The following is a 15,837-nucleotide window of genomic DNA, read 5'->3' on the forward strand; positions in this document are numbered from 1 at the left end:
CGCCCTGCAGGCCCACCGCCCTGCACGGTTGCCAACCGGCTGGAGTGAGCATGTCCGCGCCATCGCCCGTCCCTCATTCGCCGTCCCCCTCTCCCGCCCCGGCCATGGCCGGCGATGGGCGGGTGGTCGCTGTCCGGGGTTCCGTCATCGACCTCCGCTTTGCCGAAGCGTCCGTGCCGCCGCTGTTCGAGGCGGTGGAGATCCTGTGGGACGGCCCCGAGCGGCTGGTGGCGGAGGTGCAGAGCCACCTCGACGCCCGCACAGCCCGCGCCATCGCGTTGCAGGGCACCTCCGGCCTGCGGCGCGGCACGCCGGCCCGCCCCACCGGCGGGCCGCTGACCGCCCCGGTGGGCGAGGCGGTGCTGGGCCGGCTGCTCGACGTCATGGGTCTGGCGCGCGACGACGGGCCGGAGCTGCCGCCCGACACGCCGCGGGCGCCGATCCACCGCGCCCCGCCGCCGCTCGCCCGCCGCAGCCCGCGCCGCGACCTGATGGAGACCGGCATCAAGGTGATCGACCTTCTGGCTCCCATGGCCCGCGGCGGCAAGGCGGCGATGTTCGGCGGCGCCGGGGTCGGCAAGACCGTGCTGGTGATGGAGCTGATCCGCAAGATGGTGGAGCGCCACACCGGCATCTCCGTCTTCGCCGGCATCGGCGAACGCTCCCGTGAGGGGCAGGAACTGTGGGAGGAGATGAAGCGCTCCGGCGTGCTCGACCGCACAGCCCTGGTCTTCGGCCAGATGAACGAGCCGCCGGGAGCGCGCTGGCGCGTCGGCCTGACCGCGCTCACCATCGCCGAGCATTTCCGCGACGAGGAACGGCGCGACGTGCTTCTGCTGATGGACAATGTCTTCCGCTTCGTCCAGGCAGGCGCAGAGGTCTCGGGCCTGCTGGGCCGCCTGCCGTCGCGCGTCGGCTACCAGCCCACGCTCGCCAGCGAGATCGCCGAGTTGGAGGAGCGGGTGGCCTCCACGCCCGGCGCGGTGGTGACGGCGATCCAGGCGGTCTATGTCCCGGCCGACGACTTCACCGACCCGGCGGTGGCGGAGCTGTTCAGCCATCTCGACAGTTCCATCGTGCTGTCGCGCGCCATGGCGGCGGAGGGCTTGTATCCGGCGGTCGACCCGCTGGCCTCCACCTCCAGCCTGCTCGACCCGCTGGTGGTGGGGGAGGCGCATTACCGGCTGGCGGAGGACGTGCGCAGGACCATCGCCCATTACCGCGAACTTCAGGACGTCATCGCTCTCCTGGGCATGGAGGAGCTGAGCGCCGCCGACCGGCTGGCCGTCCGCCGCGCCCGCCGGTTGCAGCGCTTCCTGACCCAGCCCTTCCTGGTGACGGAGGCCTTCACCGGCCATGGCGGCGTCAGCGTGCCGCTGGCTGAGACGCTGAAGGGCTGCCGCGCCATCCTGGACGGGGATTGCGACGACTGGGCCGAAAGCGCCTTCTTCATGACCGGCACCCTGGACCAGATCCGCGAGCGCGACCGCGCCGGGAGGGAAGCATGAGCGACCTGAGCCTCCTGATCACCACCCCGACGTCCGTCGCCGCGAAGCTCAGCGGCATCCGTCACCTGCGGGCGGAGGATTCCAGCGGCGCCTTCGGCATCTGGCCCGGCCATGCCGACCTGCTGACGGCACTGGCGATCTCCGTCATCAGCTGGCGCACCGCCGACGGCCGCGAGGGCCATTGCGCTGTGCGCGGCGGGGTGCTGACCATCCGCGACGGCGCGCAGATCGCGGTGGCAACGCGCGAGGCGGTGACCGGCGACGATCTGCATGCGCTGGAACGCGACGTGCTGACCCGCTTCCACCGCAACGTGGAGGAGGAGGGGGAAGCCCGGTCGGGCGCCCGCCGCATGCATCTGGCCGCCATCCGCCACATCCTGGCCTATCTGCGCCCGGACCGCGGCCCAGCCGGTTATTTCGCGTCCACTCCCGAAGGCCGGGAGGACAGACCATGAGCAACGACCACGACCCGCTTCAAGGCAGCGTCCGCCGCCGGCGCGAGCGGCGGGAGCGATGGCAGCGCGAGGGCGAACGGCCGATGGGCCGCAATCTCGCCCTGATCGGGGTGCTGGGCTGGCTGGTGATCGTGCCGACCCTGGCCGGCCTGTTCGCCGGGCGCTGGCTGGACGAGCGGGCCGGCGGCGGACTCTTCTGGACGGCGGCGCTGCTGTTCGCGGGCGTGGTGCTCGGCGGATGGCTCGCCTGGAACCGCATCGAACAGGAACGCTGACATGACGGCCCCCTTCCTCCTTCCCATCCTTGCCGGGGCCTTGGCCGGTCTGGCGCTCGGCACCCTGTTCTTCCGCGGGCTGGCGGCGACGGCGCGGCTCTATGCGGTGGGCGGGGTGCGGCGGGCGATGCCGCTCTATCTGATGCGGCTGGCGGGTGCCACTGCCGGCTTCACCATGGCCACGGTCTGGGGTGGTGCCGCGCCGCTGCTGGCGATGCTGGCCGGCTTCCAGCTGGCGCGCAGCGTCGTGGTCCGGCGCGAGAAGCGGGCGCACGTGGCGATGCAGGAGGGGACGCCATGACCGAGTCCCCGCTGACGACGCCGGTGGTTTTCCTGCTGGGTCCGGTCCCGGTCACCCTGCCGGTCGTCGTCACCTGGGGACTGATGGCGGCGATGACGCTGGGGTCCGCCCTGGCGACCCGGCGGCTGCGGGTGGAGCGGCCCGGTGCGGTGCAGACCGTGCTGGAGCTGGTGGTGGAGACGCTGCGCCGGCAGATCGCCGAGACGATGCAGACCGACGCCACCCCCTTCCTGCCGCTGCTCGGCACACTGTTCCTCTATCTGGCGGTCGCCAACCTGTCGGGGCTGGTGCCGGGCCTGAAGGCGCCGACCGCCTTCCTGGAGACGGCGGCGGCGCTGGCGCTGGTGGTGCTGGTGGCGTCGCAGGCGCTGGGCATCCACCGCCGCGGCCTGTGGCCCTATCTGAAGGGCTTCGCCCACCCCACCCCGCTGCTGCTGCCGCTGAACATCCTGTCAGAGCTGACGCGGGCCTTCTCGCTGTCGATCCGCCTGTTCGGCAACGTGATGAGCGGGGAGTTCGTCATCGCCATCGTGCTGTCGCTGGCCGGTCTGTTCGTGCCGGTGCCGCTGATGGCGCTGGAGCTGCTGCTGGGCCTCGTCCAGGCGTACATCTTCACCATCCTCGCCGCGGTCTTCATCGGCGGCGCTGTCGGAACCATCGAGAAGGGGTAGCAACCATGGACGTCCATGCCATCAGCATCCTGGGTGCGGCACTGGCGGTGTCGGTCGGCGCCATCGGCCCGGCGCTGGCCGAGGGCCGCGCCGTCGCCGCCGCGATGGAGGCCATCGCCCGCCAGCCGGAAGCCGCCAACACCCTGTCGCGCACCCTGTTCGTCGGTCTGGCGATGATCGAGACGATGGCGATCTACTGCCTCGTCGTCGCGCTGCTTCTGCTGTTCGCCAACCCGTTCGCCTGAGCGCCGCAACCCCGAGGTCCGTCATGCACATCGACGGTTGGACGCTTCTGCTCCAGGCGATCAACTTCCTGATCCTGGTCTGGCTGCTGCGCCGCTTCCTCTACCGCCCGGTCCTGGCGGTGATCGCCGAGCGGCAGGCCGCCACCGAGCGTGTCCGCAGCGAAGCCGAGGCGGCGCGGCAGACCGCCGAAGCCGCGCGCCGGAGCCTGGAGGACCAGCGCACCGCCCTGCCCGCCGAACGCGACCGCCTGATCACCGCCGCCCGCGCCGAGGCGGAGGCCGAGCGCGCCGCCCTGCTGGAAAAGGCGCGGGTCGAAGCCGACCATGCGCTGGACGAGACGCGCAAGCGGCTGAGCGACGAGCGGGCGCAGGCGCTGGAGGCGTTGCAGCGCCATGCCGCCGATCTCGGCACCCAGCTGGCGGTCCGGCTTCTGCGCGACGCCCCGGCCGGCGCCCTGACCCGCTCCCTGCTCGACGAGGCCTGCACGGCGGTGGAGGCGTTGAACGGCGACCAGCGCCACGCCCTGGTGGACGGGATCGACCCGGTGCCGGTGCGGCTTGTCCTGGCTGCCCCGCTGGTGGAAAGGGACACCGTTCGGACGCGCGAGCGGCTGGCGACGGCGTTCGGCCGTCCGGTGGCTTTGGAGCCGGTCGAGGACCCGTCGCTGATCGCCGGGGTGGAGCTGCATTTTGCCCACAGCGTCGTCCGCCGCAACTGGAAGCAGGCGCTGGCCGAGGCGAAGGAGGAGATGACCCGTCATGACTCCGCTAGAAACGATGCCGAACGACACGCTGCCGACGCCGTCGCTTGAGGACGCGCTCGACGCCTGGATGCCGGGCGCGCTGCGCCGGCTGGACGGTCTGGACACCGGTACGCGGCTGGAATCGGTGGGGCGGGTGGAGTCGGTGGGCGACGGCATTGCCCATGTCTCCGGCCTGCCCGATGTGCGGGTCGACGAGCTTCTGCTGTTCCCTGGCGGCGTCGCCGGGCTGGCGGCGGATCTGGACGACCGGATCGGCTGCGTCCTGCTCGGCGATGCCGCGACGGTCACCGCCGGCGGCACCGTCCATGGCACCGGGACCGTCCTGCGGGTGCCGGTCGGCGACCGGCTGATGGGCCGGGTGGTCGATCCGCTCGGCAACCCGTTGGACGACGGCCCTCCCGTCGAGGCCGAACGCTGGGAGCCGGTGGAGCGCCCCGCCCCGACCATCGCCGAACGGGCGGCGGTGTCCGAACCGTTGCTGACCGGCACCGCCGTGATCGACGCCATGTTCCCGCTCGGCCGCGGCCAGCGCGAGCTGCTGATCGGCGACCGCGCCACCGGCAAGACCGCCATCGCGGTGGATGCCATCCTCAACCAGACGGACGGCGACGTGTTCTGCGTCTATGTCGCCGTCGGCCAGAAGGCGTCCGGCGTGCGGGCGGCGATCGAGGCGGTGCGCCAGGGCGGGGCAGCGGGGCGCACCCTGTTCGTCATCGCCGCCGCCGATGCCGCCCCCGGCCTGCAATGGCTGGCCCCCTATGCCGGCTTCACCATGGCCGAGCATTTCCGCGACAGCGGCCGGCATGCCCTGGTCATCATCGACGATCTGAGCAAGCATGCGGCGGTCCACCGCCAGTTGTCGCTTCTGCTGCGCCGCCCGCCGGGGCGCGAGGCCTATCCGGGCGACGTCTTCTACCTGCACAGCCGGCTGCTGGAGCGGGCGGCCAAGTTGAGTCCGGCGAAGGGCGGCGGATCGCTGACGGCGCTGCCCATCGCCGAGACGCAGGGCGGCAACCTGTCGGCCTACATCCCGACCAACCTGATCTCGATCACCGACGGGCAGGTCTGCCTGGACGCCAAGCTGTTCTACGAGGGGCAGAAGCCGGCGGTGGACATCGGCCGCAGCGTGTCGCGCGTCGGCGGCAAGGCGCAGCCGCCGGTACTGCGCACCTTGGCCGAGCCGCTGCGGCTCGACTATGCCCAGTTCCTGGAGCTGGAGGTCTTCACCCGCTTCGGCGGGCTGGTGGACGAGCGGACGCGCAAGGCGGTGGCGCACGGCCAACGCATGCGGGCCCTGCTGGCCCAGCGCCACCTGTCGCCCCGCCCGCTGGCGGTCCAGGCGGCGCAGCTGCTGGCGCTCGCCGACGGGACGCTGGACGGCCTGCCGTTGGAGGCGATCCCACGCTTCCAGGCGGCACTGGCCGGTCTGGTCGCCGCCCGTCCGCCCCGGATCGCCGGGACACTGGACGATGCCACCAGAACGGCGCTGCGCGACCTGATCGCACAGGCGGTGGCCGGTCTTGGCGGAGCGGCACCATGACCGAACGGCTGACCGAGGTCGAGGCCCGGCGGGCCAGCGTGCGGGATCTGGAGGCGGTGACCGACGTCATGCGCTCCCTCGCCGCGATGCGGCTGCAACAGGCGCTCGGCACGCTGGCCGGCACCCGCGCCTATGCCGAGGTGATCGCCGGGGCGTTGGCCCAGGCGGCGGCGCTGCTGGACGACGCCCCGGTGCAGTGGCCGGCCAACGGGCATGGTCCTTCGGCACTGGTGCTGTTCGCGCCGGAGCATGGCTTCGTCGGCGCCTTCGCCGAAAAGCTGGTCTATGCCGCACTGATGGCCCCGCCCGGCTGCGCCCTGTGGGTGGCGGGCCTGCGCGGCGCCGCCCTGCTGGAGGAGCGCGGACGGCCGCCGGCCTGGAGCACGGCGATGGCGACCAACACCGACGCCGTGACTGCCACCGCCCGGCGCATCGCCGACGCGCTCTATCGCGCGGCGGCGGACGGGCGATTGGGCCGGGTGGATCTGCTCTATGGCCGGACCGAGGCGGGGGCACCGCCGGAGCTTGTGCGTCGACCGCTGCTGCCGCTCGGCCTGCCAAAGGCTGGGACCCGGCCGGTGCCGCCGCTGATCAACATGCCGCCGCGCGACCTGATCGCCCGGCTGGTCGACGAGTATGTCTTCGCCCTGCTGGCCGACGCGGCGATGGAGAGCTTCGCCGCGGAGAATGCCGCGCGCCTCACCACCATGATGACGGCCCGCCACAACATCGAAACCACGCTGGACGATTTGACCGCCACGGCACGGAACCTGCGCCAGGAACAGGTCACGAATGAGTTGATCGAGCTGGTGTCGGGGGCGGAGGCGATGGGGTAACAGGGGACGCGAACGCCACGAGCAGTTCCGCCGCAACCACAGCCGCGATCACCTCCGGCCGCTTGTCGCCGGTCAACGCGGCGCCGATGGGGCAGGTCAACCCCGCCAGCGCATCCACCTCCCGTCCGCGCGCCCGGAACCAGCGCTCGAACTTCGCCCGTTTCGTCGCCGAACCGATCATCCCGACATAGGCGGCGTCGCCCCGGCGCAGGGCCGCTTCGGCGATCTCGAAGTCCAGCGCATGGCTGTGGGTCAGCACCAGATAGCCGGCGCCGGCCGGTGCGCCCGCCAGCGGGTCGAGCGGGCTGTCGGTCAGGATGCGCTCCACCCCGGCCGGGATGGTTTCGGGGAACTCCTGCACCCGCCCGTCGATCCACAGCAGGCGCAGCGGCAGCGGCGCGAAGGCGGCCGCCATCGCCCGCCCGACATGGCCGGCGCCGAACAGCAGCAGGGTCGGCCGTGTCGCCAGCGCCCGACGCTCCCGCTCCTGCAAAACGGCAAGGGTGCCGGCATCGGCGCGCTCCAGCCGCAGCACGACATGCCCACCGCAGCATTGCCCGGTCGCCGGTCCCAAGGGCAAGTCGAGCGTTTCGGCTGCGGAACCGTCCTCCAGCATCCGCCGCGCGGTGGCGATGGCGGTCCATTCCAGCCGGCCGCCGCCGACGGTGCCGGCGCAGGCTTTCCGTCCGACCAGCATGCCGGCCCCTTCCTCGCGCGGGGTGGAACCGCGCGCCTCGGCAACGGTCACCAGCACGGCGGGATCATCACGGGTGAGCCAGTGCGAGAGGATGGCGGAGAGTGGCGTCATGGTTGGGAAGACGCAGCCCGCTCCCGCAGGGCCGCGATGCAGGCCAGCACCCGCTCCGGCGTGGCGGGCGCGTCCAGCCTTGGACAGAACCGATGCCCGGCGACGCTCGCCACCGCATCGGACAGGGCGTGGAAGACCGACATGCCGAGCATGAAGGGCGGCTCGCCCACCGCCTTGGAGCGGAAGATGCTGTCCTCGCGGTTCGGCGCGTTTTCCAGAAGCGCCACGTTGAAGATGCGCGGGCGATCCGAACAGGCCGGGATCTTGTAGGTGCTGGGGGCGTGGGTGCGCAGCCGCCCCTGCCCGTCCCACCACAGCTCCTCCATGGTCAGCCAACCCATGCCCTGGACGAAGCCGCCCTCGATCTGCCCCTTGTCGATGGCCGGGTTCAGCGACCGGCCGCAATCATGCAGGATGTCCACCCGGTCGACGACATATTCGCCAGTCAGCGTGTCCACCGTCACCTCGGCGCAGGCCGCGCCATAAGCGAAATAATAGAAGGGCGTGCCGCGCCCGGCCGCGCGGTCCCAATGGATCTTAGGCGTCTTGTAGAAGCCGGTGGCCGACAGCTGCACACGCGCCATGTAGGCGGCGCGCACCAGATCGGCGAAGCTCATCTCGCGGTCGCCGACCCACACCCGGTTGCGCTCGAACCGCACCGCTTCGGGCGCGACGCCCCAGTTTTCCGCCGCGAAGGCGACCAGCCGTTCCTTGATTGTGCGGGCCGCCGCCTGCGCCGCCTTGCCGTTCAGGTCGGCACCCGACGAGGCCGCGGTGGCGGAGGTGTTGGGCACCTTGCCGGTGTTGGTGGCGGTCGGGCGGATGGTGGAGATGTCGACCTGGAATTCCTCCGCCACCACCTGGGCGACCTTGGTGTGGAGCCCCTGCCCCATCTCGGTGCCGCCATGGTTCAGCTGGATGCTGCCGTCGGTGTAGACATGGACCAGGGCGCCGGCCTGGTTGTAATGGGTGGCGGTGAAGGAGATGCCGAACTTCACCGGCGTCAGCGCCAACCCCTTGCGCAGGATGCGGCTGCCGGCATTGAAGGCGCGGATCTCCTCCCGGCGCTGCCAATAGGCGGACGTCTCCTCCAGCTGCGCCACCAGATCCGGCAGGATGTTGTCGGTGACGGTCTGGTGGTAGGGCGTCAGGCTGCGGCCGTCCGCCTCGGGATCGGTGCCGTAGAAGTTCCGCTTGCGGATCTCCAGCGGGTCCTTGCCGAGCGCATAGGCGATTTCGTCGATCACCCGCTCCGCCGCCACCATGCCCTGCGGGCCGCCGAAGCCGCGGAAGGCGGTGTTGGACACAGTGTTGGTCTTCAGCGGCAGGGAGGCCAGCCGCGCCGCCGGGTAGAAATAGCCGTTGTCGGCATGGAAGAGCGCGCGGTCGGTCACCGGGCCGGACAGGTCGGCGGCATAGCCGGCGCGGGCGGCGAACAGCATGTCGACGCCCTGGATCAGGCCGCTGTCGTCGAAGCCGATGCGATAATCGATCTCGAAATCATGGCGCTTGCCGGTGATCTGGAAATCGTCGTCGCGGTCGGGGCGCAGCTTTGCGGCGCGGCCGGTGCGTCTGGCGACCAGCGCGGTGCAGGCAGCGAACAGGTTCGATTGCGTCTCCTTGCCGCCGAAGCCGCCGCCCATGCGCCGAACCTCCACCGTCACCGCGGCGCCGGGCACATCCAGCACATGGGCGACGATGTGCTGCACCTCCGTCGGATGCTGGGTGGAGACATGGATCAGCAGCTCGCCATCCTCGCCCGGCACCGCCATGGCGATCTGGCTTTCCAGGTAGAAATGCTCCTGCCCGCCGATGGCGAGCCGGCCCTCCAAACGGCGCGGAGCGGCGGCCAGCGCCGCGCCGGCATCGCCGACCTGCAGCGTCATCGGCGCGGTGACCAGGGTCCGCTCACCATCGCGGGCGGCGGCGATGGTCAGGATTGCCGGCAGATCCTCATACCCGATCACTGCCAATTTGGCGGCGCGGCGGGCCTGATCGCGGGTTTCGGCGGCGACGGCGAAGATCGGCTGGCCGACATGCTCGACCAGGGTCGAGGCGAACAGCGGCTCGTCATGCTTGCCCATGCAGCCGATGTCGTTCACACCCGGCACATCGTCGGCGGTGAAGACCGCCACCACGCCGGGCGCCTGACGGACCGGCGACAGGTCGATGGAGCGGATGCGCGCATGCGCACGGCTGCTCAAGCCCAGATAGACATGCAGCAGACCGGCCGGCTCGGCGATGTCGTCGACATAGACCGCCTCGCCGCTGACATGCTTGTGGGCGCTCTCGTGCCGGCGGGAGTCGTGGACGGCGCCCTCGATGCGGTCAGGGGCGATGGGGGTCGTGACGTCAGGCGCCATTGCATCAGGCATGAGCAAGCCTCCGGTCGCCGACCAGACGGGTCTCCGCCGCCGGGTCGCTGGTCTCGACATACAGCTTCATCAGCAAATTCGCGGCCACCGTGGAGCGGTAGGCCGCGCTGGCCCGCCAGTCGGACAGCGGCGTGTAGTCTCCCGCCAGCGCCGCCATGCCGTGGCGGACGCTCTCCTCGGTCCAGGGACGGCCCAGCAGCACCGCTTCGGCCCCGGCGGCGCGTTTCGGCGTGCCGGCCATGCCGCCAAAGGCGATGCGGATGTCGGCGACGCGGCCGTCGCCGTCCAGCGTCAGGCGGAAGGCGCCGCAGACGGCGGAGATGTCCTGGTCGAAGCGCTTGGCGATCTTGTAGGCACGGAAGCGTTCACCCGCCGCCGGTTTGGGCAGGATCACCGCCTCGACGAACTCGCCCTCGCGACGGTCCTGCTTGCCGTATTCGATGAAGAAGTCCTCCAGCGGCAGCTCGCGCGTCTCCTCGCCGCGCCGCAGCCGCAGGGTGGCGCCGCAGGCGATCAGGGCCGGCGGGGTATCGCCGATGGGAGAACCGTTGGCGACGTTGCCGCCGATGGTGCCCATGTTGCGCACCTGCTCCGCCCCGATGCGGCGGATCAGCTCGCCGAAATCGGGATAGAGCGCGGCGATCCGCTCCGCCGCGTCGCTGTAGGTGACGCCGGCGCCGATCACCAGCGCGTCGCCGCGATCCTCGATCCGCCGCAGGTCCCGGACCCGGCCGGTGTAGATCACCGTCGCCAGCACGCGCTGGAACTTGGTCACCCACAGCCCGACGTCGGTCGCCCCGGCCACGATGGTGGCGCCTGGGTTGTCGAACAGGAGTTGGGCCAGCTGCGGCACGGTGGCAGGCGCCAGGAAGCGGCGTCCGCCGGCGCCGACGCTGAGGATCTCCTCGTCGCGCAGGGCTTTCAGTTTTTCCGCCATCGCCGCGCGGTCGGCGAACCTGTCCGAGGACCGGTCGCCGCCCTGGCCGCCGATCTCGTACATGGCATGGGCGGCGCGGACGATGGGCTCGTAGCCGGTGCAGCGGCACAGGTTGCCGGCCAGCGCATCGTCGATCCGCTGGCCGTCCGGCCGCTCCTCGTTCAGGTAGAGCGCCAGCAGCGACATGACGAAGCCGGGCGTGCAGAAGCCGCATTGCGAGCCGTGGCAATCGACCATCGCCTGCTGCACCGGGTGCAGAGCGCCGTCCGGCCCCTTCAGATGCTCCACCGTCAGCAGCCGGCAGCCGTCCAGCGTGGCGAGGAAACGGATGCAGGCGTTCACCGCCTCGTAGCGCAGGGTGTCGCCGTCCAGCCGGCCGACCACCACGGTGCAGGCGCCGCAATCGCCCTCCGCACAGCCTTCCTTGGTGCCGACCCGCCGTTCCGACAGCCGCAGCCAGTCGAGCACCGTCAGGGTCGGATCGACCGCGTCGATCTCCCGAAGCTCGTCGCCGAGATAGAAGCGGAGGCGCTGGCGCATGGCTGCTCCCGATGAACTGGGGACGATATGACGCAGTATTTCACTGACGTTGACTCTGTCACCAGATCGGCAGCAGGGGAAAGAGTTTCAAACGATTTGCAAAAGAGCGGCGGGGGGTGGAACAGCGTGGAACGCTTTTCGGCGGCTGGTCCATTCTGTCTCCACCTACCCGTGGCGCGGCAGAGCCGCTGGGTAAGGCGACAGCTTCTAAGCCCTCGCCCCCCTGGGAGAGGGTTGGGTGAGGGGGGCAGCGCGGACGGAACGACCGCGCCAGGGGATTGCCAAGGGGCAGCATGCCCCTTGGCGGCGCGCGGATCGCGCGCCGGCCCCCTCACCCTCCCCACGCCTCCGGCGCGGGTCCCCTCCCTCTCCCCGGGGGAGAGAGGGCAATCCTCAGTGCGTTCCCGCAGGGCACCGGCGGCTCTTCGGCCCAGAGGGGGAAGTGGTCGTTCTGGAAGGTACGGCTGTCGAGGGGCATGGCGTGGCTCCGCAGGCCGATGAGACATTTGCGGAGAGGTTATGGGGCTTTGTTCCTTGCCTGGTGGATTTTGTGCAAAACGGGAGCGCGGCGCTTTCAGCGCACTCACGCATTCCCCTCCGGCATCATCCCAGCCAGTCCTTCGCCGGCCCCACCGGCGGCGCGCACAGACGCCAGCGTCAGCGCATGCCAGTAGAGGTCCAGCAGGGCCGCCGGCATGCCGCCCTGCTCATGGCCCTCCATCGGCAGGATGGCGGCGGCATGGGCAAGAGCCGCGGTGGCGGCGTTGGGGCTGCGCGAGACGGCATCGCCCAGCAGCCCCAGCGTCTGGCCCAGCGCGGCGGCGTCGAAGCGCAGCAGGGCCGGCGGCACGGTGATCTGCGCCTCGCCGCCGCGCAGGCGGCCGACGGCGATGTAGACATGCAGCAGGTCGGCCCGCTCCTCCGGCCGCAGCAGGGCGGCGACGATGCGGTTGCCGGTCAGCGGGCCGGTGCCGTCGAACTCGTACATGGTGGCGCGCTCGCCCTGGCGGGTGGCGGCGAGCCCGGCAAGGCGGGCGGTCAGCGGCTCCGCCGCCCGGCGGTTGGCCTCGTCGAACAGGGCGGGGTGGTTGCCGCCCTCGCTCAGCACCACCAGCGGCGCGTCGGTCGCGGCGGCGGCGGCCAGCAGACGGGCCAGCACGGCGAAGGGGTCGCTTTCGGCCGCGTCCGCTTCTTCCCCCAGCAGGCCGGCGCCACGGCGCAGCATGGCCTCGGCGAAGCTGATGTCATTGTCCATGGCGGATCCCTTTCCCGTCCGAAGGCGCCCTTTTTAGGCCGGGGCGTCTCCTCCGCTCAATGGTAACCGAAGGCGCCCGTCACCTTTCCGCGGAAGATCCAGTAGGAATAGGCGGTGTAGCCCAAGATCGCCGGGATCAGGAAGGCCATGCCGACCAGCAGGAAGACCTGGGTCTTGGGCGGGGCCGCCGCCTCCCACACAGTGACGCCGGGCGGGATCAGGTGGGGCCACAGGCTGATGGCGAGGCCGAGGTAGGAGAGGGCGAACAGTGCCATCGACAGCACGAAGGGCGCCACCTCCCGGCCGTTGTCGATGGCACGCCACAGGGCGACGGCCAGCACCGCCGTGACGATCGGCACCGGCGACAGGAAGAACAGATTGGGCAGGGAGAACCAGCGCTCGGCGATCTGCGGCAGCAGGAACGGCGTCCACAGGCTGACCACCGCCACGCCGGCCAGCACCACCAGCATCAGCCGCCGCGCCATGCGGAAGCACCAGTCCTGCAACGGCCCGATGGTCCGCCAGATCAGCCAGGTCGCACCCAGGAGTGCATAGCCGACCACCAGAGCCGCCCCGCAGAACAGGCTGAAGGGCGACAGCCAGTGCAGCATGCCGCCGACGAACTGCCGCTCGTACACCGGAATGCCCTGGATGAAGGAGCCGAGCACGACACCCTGCGCGAAGGTCGCCAGCAGCGAGCCGAGGAAGAAGGAGCGGTTCCACCAATGCCGGCCAGCCCGCGCCTTGAAGCGGAACTCGAAGGCCACGCCGCGGAAGATCAGGGCGATCAGCATGACCAGCAGCGGCAGATACATCGCCGGCAGCACCACGGCATAGGCGATGGGAAAGGCGGCGAACAGCCCCGCTCCGCCCAGCACCAGCCAGGTCTCGTTGAAGTCCCAGACCGGCGCCACCGTGTTCATCATGGTGTCGCGGTCCTCCTCCGTCGGGGCGAAGGGATAGAGGATGCCGATGCCGAGGTCGAAGCCGTCCATCAGCACATACATGAACACCGCGAAGCCGACGATCCCGACCCAGATCAGGGTCAGCAGGCTTCCTTCCGCAATTTCCTGCATGGGGCTTACTCCGCGGATTCGATGGAAGGATCGGCGGCCGACAGCGGCCGTTTGGCCCTCTGCGCCTCCGGCGGCTGCTGGGCGTCATGGTGGTGCGTCGGGCCGGTGCGCAGCAGGCGGATCAGGTAATAGGTCCCGGCACCGTAGATGATGGCGTAGGCGACGATGAAGGAGAGCAGCGAGATCAGCGCCGCCTCCACCGTCAGCGACGGGGTCACCGCGTCGGCGGTGCGGAGATGGCCGTAGACCACATAGGGCTGGCGCCCGATCTCGGTGGTGAACCAGCCGGCCAGGATGGCGACGAAGCCGATCGGCATGCAGCCGACCAGGATGCGGTGGAACCAGTCGCTGTTGTAGAGCCGGCCGCGGAAGCGCAGCACCAGATGCACCGCAGCGACCGTCAGCATGAGCAGGCCGATGCCGACCATCAGGCGGAAGGTCCAGAAGATGATGCGCGGGTCGGGGCGCTCGTCGGCCGGGAACTGCTTCAGGCCGGGCACCGTGCCATCGAGGTCGTGGGTCAGGATCAGGCTGGAGAGGGCGGGGATGCCGATCTCCAGATGGTTGGTCTCCGCCTTCACGTCGGGGATGGCGAACAGCACCAGCGGGGCGCGCGGGCCGCCCTCCCAATTCCCCTCCATGGCGGCGATCTTGGCCGGCTGGTGCTCCAGCGTGTTCAGGCCATGCTGGTCGCCGAGGAAGATCTGCAAGGGCGCCAGCACGGTGATGAGGCCAAGCGCCATGCTCAACCCCAGCTTGGCATGGTCGGCATGCCGGCGCTTCAGCAGGTAGAAGGCGCTGATGCCGGCGACGACGAAGCTGGTGGTCAGGAACATCGCCGTCACCATGTGGGTCAGGCGATAGGGGAAGGACGGGTTGAACACCACCTGCCACCAGTCGGTGACGAAATAGCGGCCGTCCTTGATCTCGAAGCCGGCCGGGGTGTGCATCCAGCTGTTGGCCGACAGGATCCAGAAGGACGACAGCAGCGTGCCCAGCGCCACCAGACAGGCCGCCATCAGGTGGATGCCGCGCGGCACCCGGTCGCGCCCGAACAGCAGGATGCCGAGAAAGGCCGCCTCCAGGAAGAAGGCGGTCACCACCTCGTACTGGATCAGCGGCCCCAGCACATTGCCCACGGTGTCGGACCAGCGGCTCCAGTTGGTGCCGAACTGGTAGGACATGACGATGCCGGAGACGACGCCCAGCCCGAAGGACAGCGCGAAGATGCGCGTCCAGAATTCCGACAGGCTGCGGTAGATGCCCTTGCCGGTGCCCACCCACAGCGCCTCGAGCAGCGCGATCCAGCAGGCAAGTCCAACCGTGAAGCTGGGAAAAAGGATGTGGAAGGAGATCGTGAACGCGAACTGAATTCGCGACAGAATCAGGGGATCGAGCTCCATGGCCGCCGCCTCTTTTGTTGGGCGCGATGACACGCCGGCACCGGAACAATAGCCGGCGCCGGCCTGGCAGGAGGCGATGTAGAGTGGGCGACTGCCACGGAAAGGGGGACTAGTCTTTCAGTCTTAAACCAGACCGCACAAGCTATTGCATGGGTATACGGAGTGATTGGAGGCCGGCGGTCAGTGGGGCGGATAGACGGCGGTGATGCCCGAAATCACCGTCTGCGCCGCCAGCGCCGCCAGCACGATGCCGAGCACCCGGCTGACCGTATGGATCACCGTGCGGCCGAGCAGCCGCCCGACCCGGTCGGCGCCCAGCAGGATCAGCGTCACCCCGCCGATCACCGTCGCCGCAGCACCCAGGACGCTGACCTGTCCGGCAGCCGTGGTGCCGACACGGTCCATCAGCAGCAGGATGGAGGTGATGGCGCCCGGCCCGGCGATCAGCGGCACCGCCAGCGGGAAGACGGCGACGTCGTGGGCATCCTCGTCGGTCATCGCCTCGCCGGTCGCGCGCTCCTTGCGTTCGGAGCGCTTGGCGAACAGCATCTCGAAGGCGATCCAGAACAGCAGAGCCCCGCCGGCGATGCGGAAGGCCGGCATCTCGATCGACAGGGTCTGCAGCACGACCTTGCCGAAATAGGCGAAGAAGACCAGCACCACGAAGGCGATGGCGGTGCCGCGCAGCGCGATGATCCGCTTGTGCCGGTCATCGAAGCCGCGGGTCAGCGCGATGAACAGCGGCACCAGCCCCGGCGGATCGACGACGACGAAAAAGACGACGAGATTGCTGATGTAGTCCGACAAAGCGGGCTCCAGCCTGACGTGTTCGTGGATGGGGAGCACCA

The 15,837-nt window shown here is 70.2% G+C and carries 16 protein-coding genes; 9 read left to right on the plus strand and 7 right to left on the minus strand.

What is annotated here, in order from left to right; translation table 11 throughout:
• Positions 1 to 50 precede the first annotated feature (50 nt).
• From atpD to E6C72_RS18935, 9 genes are read left to right on the plus strand one after another with little or no spacing between them, the layout of a single operon-like run.
• Complete coding sequence (gene atpD, locus E6C72_RS18895; RefSeq protein ID WP_371298446.1) at positions 51 to 1,508, plus strand: F0F1 ATP synthase subunit beta; 1,458 nt, start codon at positions 51 to 53, stop codon at positions 1,506 to 1,508.
• Positions 1,505 to 1,963 carry a F0F1 ATP synthase subunit epsilon gene (locus E6C72_RS18900; protein WP_109443003.1) on the plus strand — a complete coding sequence of 153 codons (459 nt, stop codon included), beginning with the start codon at positions 1,505 to 1,507 and terminating at the stop codon, positions 1,961 to 1,963. The genes atpD and E6C72_RS18900 overlap by 4 nt, the downstream gene beginning before the upstream one ends.
• On the plus strand, positions 1,960 to 2,238 hold the full coding sequence (locus E6C72_RS18905; protein WP_109443004.1) for an AtpZ/AtpI family protein: 279 nt from the start codon (positions 1,960 to 1,962) through the stop codon (positions 2,236 to 2,238). The genes E6C72_RS18900 and E6C72_RS18905 overlap by 4 nt, the downstream gene beginning before the upstream one ends.
• Position 2,239: 1 nt before the next feature.
• A complete protein-coding gene (locus E6C72_RS18910) occupies positions 2,240 to 2,539 on the plus strand; it encodes an ATP synthase subunit I (RefSeq protein WP_109443005.1) in 300 nt (99 codons plus the stop codon).
• Positions 2,536 to 3,210: a F0F1 ATP synthase subunit A gene (locus tag E6C72_RS18915; RefSeq protein ID WP_109443006.1), complete on the plus strand. Its 675-nt coding sequence runs from the start codon at positions 2,536 to 2,538 to the stop codon at positions 3,208 to 3,210. The genes E6C72_RS18910 and E6C72_RS18915 overlap by 4 nt, the downstream gene beginning before the upstream one ends.
• Positions 3,211 to 3,215: 5 nt before the next feature.
• The gene (locus E6C72_RS18920) at positions 3,216 to 3,455 is read left to right on the plus strand and encodes a F0F1 ATP synthase subunit C (protein ID WP_012977203.1); all 240 of its coding nucleotides are present in this window, start codon (positions 3,216 to 3,218) and stop codon (positions 3,453 to 3,455) included.
• Positions 3,456 to 3,478: 23 nt separating this feature from the next.
• On the plus strand, positions 3,479 to 4,267 hold the full coding sequence (locus E6C72_RS18925) for a hypothetical protein (protein WP_109443007.1): 789 nt from the start codon (positions 3,479 to 3,481) through the stop codon (positions 4,265 to 4,267).
• Entirely contained in the window at positions 4,215 to 5,759 is a 1,545-nt protein-coding gene (locus tag E6C72_RS18930; RefSeq protein WP_109443008.1) for a F0F1 ATP synthase subunit alpha, read from the plus strand. The genes E6C72_RS18925 and E6C72_RS18930 overlap by 53 nt, the downstream gene beginning before the upstream one ends.
• Positions 5,756 to 6,595, plus strand: coding sequence for a FoF1 ATP synthase subunit gamma (locus tag E6C72_RS18935; protein ID WP_109443009.1), 840 nt, complete (start codon positions 5,756 to 5,758; stop codon positions 6,593 to 6,595). The genes E6C72_RS18930 and E6C72_RS18935 overlap by 4 nt, the downstream gene beginning before the upstream one ends.
• Here the strand turns inward: E6C72_RS18935 and xdhC are convergent.
• The 7 genes from xdhC to E6C72_RS18970 all read right to left on the minus strand — a co-directional run bounded on the left by xdhC (position 6,546) and on the right by E6C72_RS18970 (position 15,796).
• Positions 6,546 to 7,403, minus strand: coding sequence for a xanthine dehydrogenase accessory protein XdhC (gene xdhC, locus E6C72_RS18940; RefSeq protein WP_109443010.1), 858 nt, complete (start codon positions 7,401 to 7,403; stop codon positions 6,546 to 6,548). The genes E6C72_RS18935 and xdhC overlap by 50 nt on opposite strands.
• Positions 7,400 to 9,778: a xanthine dehydrogenase molybdopterin binding subunit gene (xdhB, locus tag E6C72_RS18945; RefSeq protein ID WP_371298447.1), complete on the minus strand. Its 2,379-nt coding sequence runs from the start codon at positions 9,776 to 9,778 to the stop codon at positions 7,400 to 7,402. Before xdhB ends, xdhC begins: the two co-directional genes overlap by 4 nt.
• Positions 9,771 to 11,255 (minus strand): xanthine dehydrogenase small subunit, encoded by a 1,485-nt coding sequence (gene xdhA / locus E6C72_RS18950; protein ID WP_109443012.1) that lies wholly within the window; start codon positions 11,253 to 11,255, stop codon positions 9,771 to 9,773. Before xdhA ends, xdhB begins: the two co-directional genes overlap by 8 nt.
• A 583-nt stretch (positions 11,256 to 11,838) precedes the next feature.
• Positions 11,839 to 12,510 (minus strand): hypothetical protein, encoded by a 672-nt coding sequence (locus E6C72_RS18955; RefSeq protein WP_109443013.1) that lies wholly within the window; start codon positions 12,508 to 12,510, stop codon positions 11,839 to 11,841.
• Between the two features lie 56 nt (positions 12,511 to 12,566).
• Positions 12,567 to 13,586 carry a cytochrome d ubiquinol oxidase subunit II gene (gene cydB, locus E6C72_RS18960; RefSeq protein ID WP_109443014.1) on the minus strand — a complete coding sequence of 340 codons (1,020 nt, stop codon included), beginning with the start codon at positions 13,584 to 13,586 and terminating at the stop codon, positions 12,567 to 12,569.
• Between the two features lie 5 nt (positions 13,587 to 13,591).
• Complete coding sequence (locus tag E6C72_RS18965) at positions 13,592 to 14,989, minus strand: cytochrome ubiquinol oxidase subunit I (RefSeq protein WP_109443015.1); 1,398 nt, start codon at positions 14,987 to 14,989, stop codon at positions 13,592 to 13,594.
• Positions 14,990 to 15,169: 180 nt separating this feature from the next.
• On the minus strand, positions 15,170 to 15,796 hold the full coding sequence (locus tag E6C72_RS18970; protein WP_169055243.1) for a MarC family protein: 627 nt from the start codon (positions 15,794 to 15,796) through the stop codon (positions 15,170 to 15,172).
• Positions 15,797 to 15,837: the final 41 nt, after the last annotated feature.

The sequence above is a fragment of the Azospirillum sp. TSH100 genome (genome assembly GCF_004923295.1).
Classification (GTDB): Bacteria; Pseudomonadota; Alphaproteobacteria; order Azospirillales; family Azospirillaceae; genus Azospirillum.

Excerpts from the sequence above, each read along its gene's own strand:
- E6C72_RS18905 (WP_109443004.1), top strand. The coding sequence starts at position 1,960 with ATGAGCAACGACCACGACCCGCTTCAAGGCAGCGTCCGCCGCCGGCGC.
- E6C72_RS18955 (WP_109443013.1), bottom strand. The coding sequence starts at position 12,510 with ATGGACAATGACATCAGCTTCGCCGAGGCCATGCTGCGCCGTGGCGCC.
- cydB (WP_109443014.1), bottom strand. The coding sequence starts at position 13,586 with ATGCAGGAAATTGCGGAAGGAAGCCTGCTGACCCTGATCTGGGTCGGG.
- E6C72_RS18930 (WP_109443008.1), top strand. The coding sequence starts at position 4,215 with ATGACTCCGCTAGAAACGATGCCGAACGACACGCTGCCGACGCCGTCG.
- E6C72_RS18925 (WP_109443007.1), top strand. The coding sequence starts at position 3,479 with ATGCACATCGACGGTTGGACGCTTCTGCTCCAGGCGATCAACTTCCTG.
- E6C72_RS18910 (WP_109443005.1), top strand. The coding sequence starts at position 2,240 with ATGACGGCCCCCTTCCTCCTTCCCATCCTTGCCGGGGCCTTGGCCGGT.
- xdhC (WP_109443010.1), bottom strand. The coding sequence starts at position 7,403 with ATGACGCCACTCTCCGCCATCCTCTCGCACTGGCTCACCCGTGATGAT.
- E6C72_RS18935 (WP_109443009.1), top strand. The coding sequence starts at position 5,756 with ATGACCGAACGGCTGACCGAGGTCGAGGCCCGGCGGGCCAGCGTGCGG.
- E6C72_RS18900 (WP_109443003.1), top strand. The coding sequence starts at position 1,505 with ATGAGCGACCTGAGCCTCCTGATCACCACCCCGACGTCCGTCGCCGCG.
- E6C72_RS18920 (WP_012977203.1), top strand. The coding sequence starts at position 3,216 with ATGGACGTCCATGCCATCAGCATCCTGGGTGCGGCACTGGCGGTGTCG.
- atpD (WP_371298446.1), top strand. The coding sequence starts at position 51 with ATGTCCGCGCCATCGCCCGTCCCTCATTCGCCGTCCCCCTCTCCCGCC.
- xdhB (WP_371298447.1), bottom strand. The coding sequence starts at position 9,778 with ATGCCTGATGCAATGGCGCCTGACGTCACGACCCCCATCGCCCCTGAC.
- E6C72_RS18965 (WP_109443015.1), bottom strand. The coding sequence starts at position 14,989 with ATGGAGCTCGATCCCCTGATTCTGTCGCGAATTCAGTTCGCGTTCACG.
- xdhA (WP_109443012.1), bottom strand. The coding sequence starts at position 11,255 with ATGCGCCAGCGCCTCCGCTTCTATCTCGGCGACGAGCTTCGGGAGATC.
- E6C72_RS18915 (WP_109443006.1), top strand. The coding sequence starts at position 2,536 with ATGACCGAGTCCCCGCTGACGACGCCGGTGGTTTTCCTGCTGGGTCCG.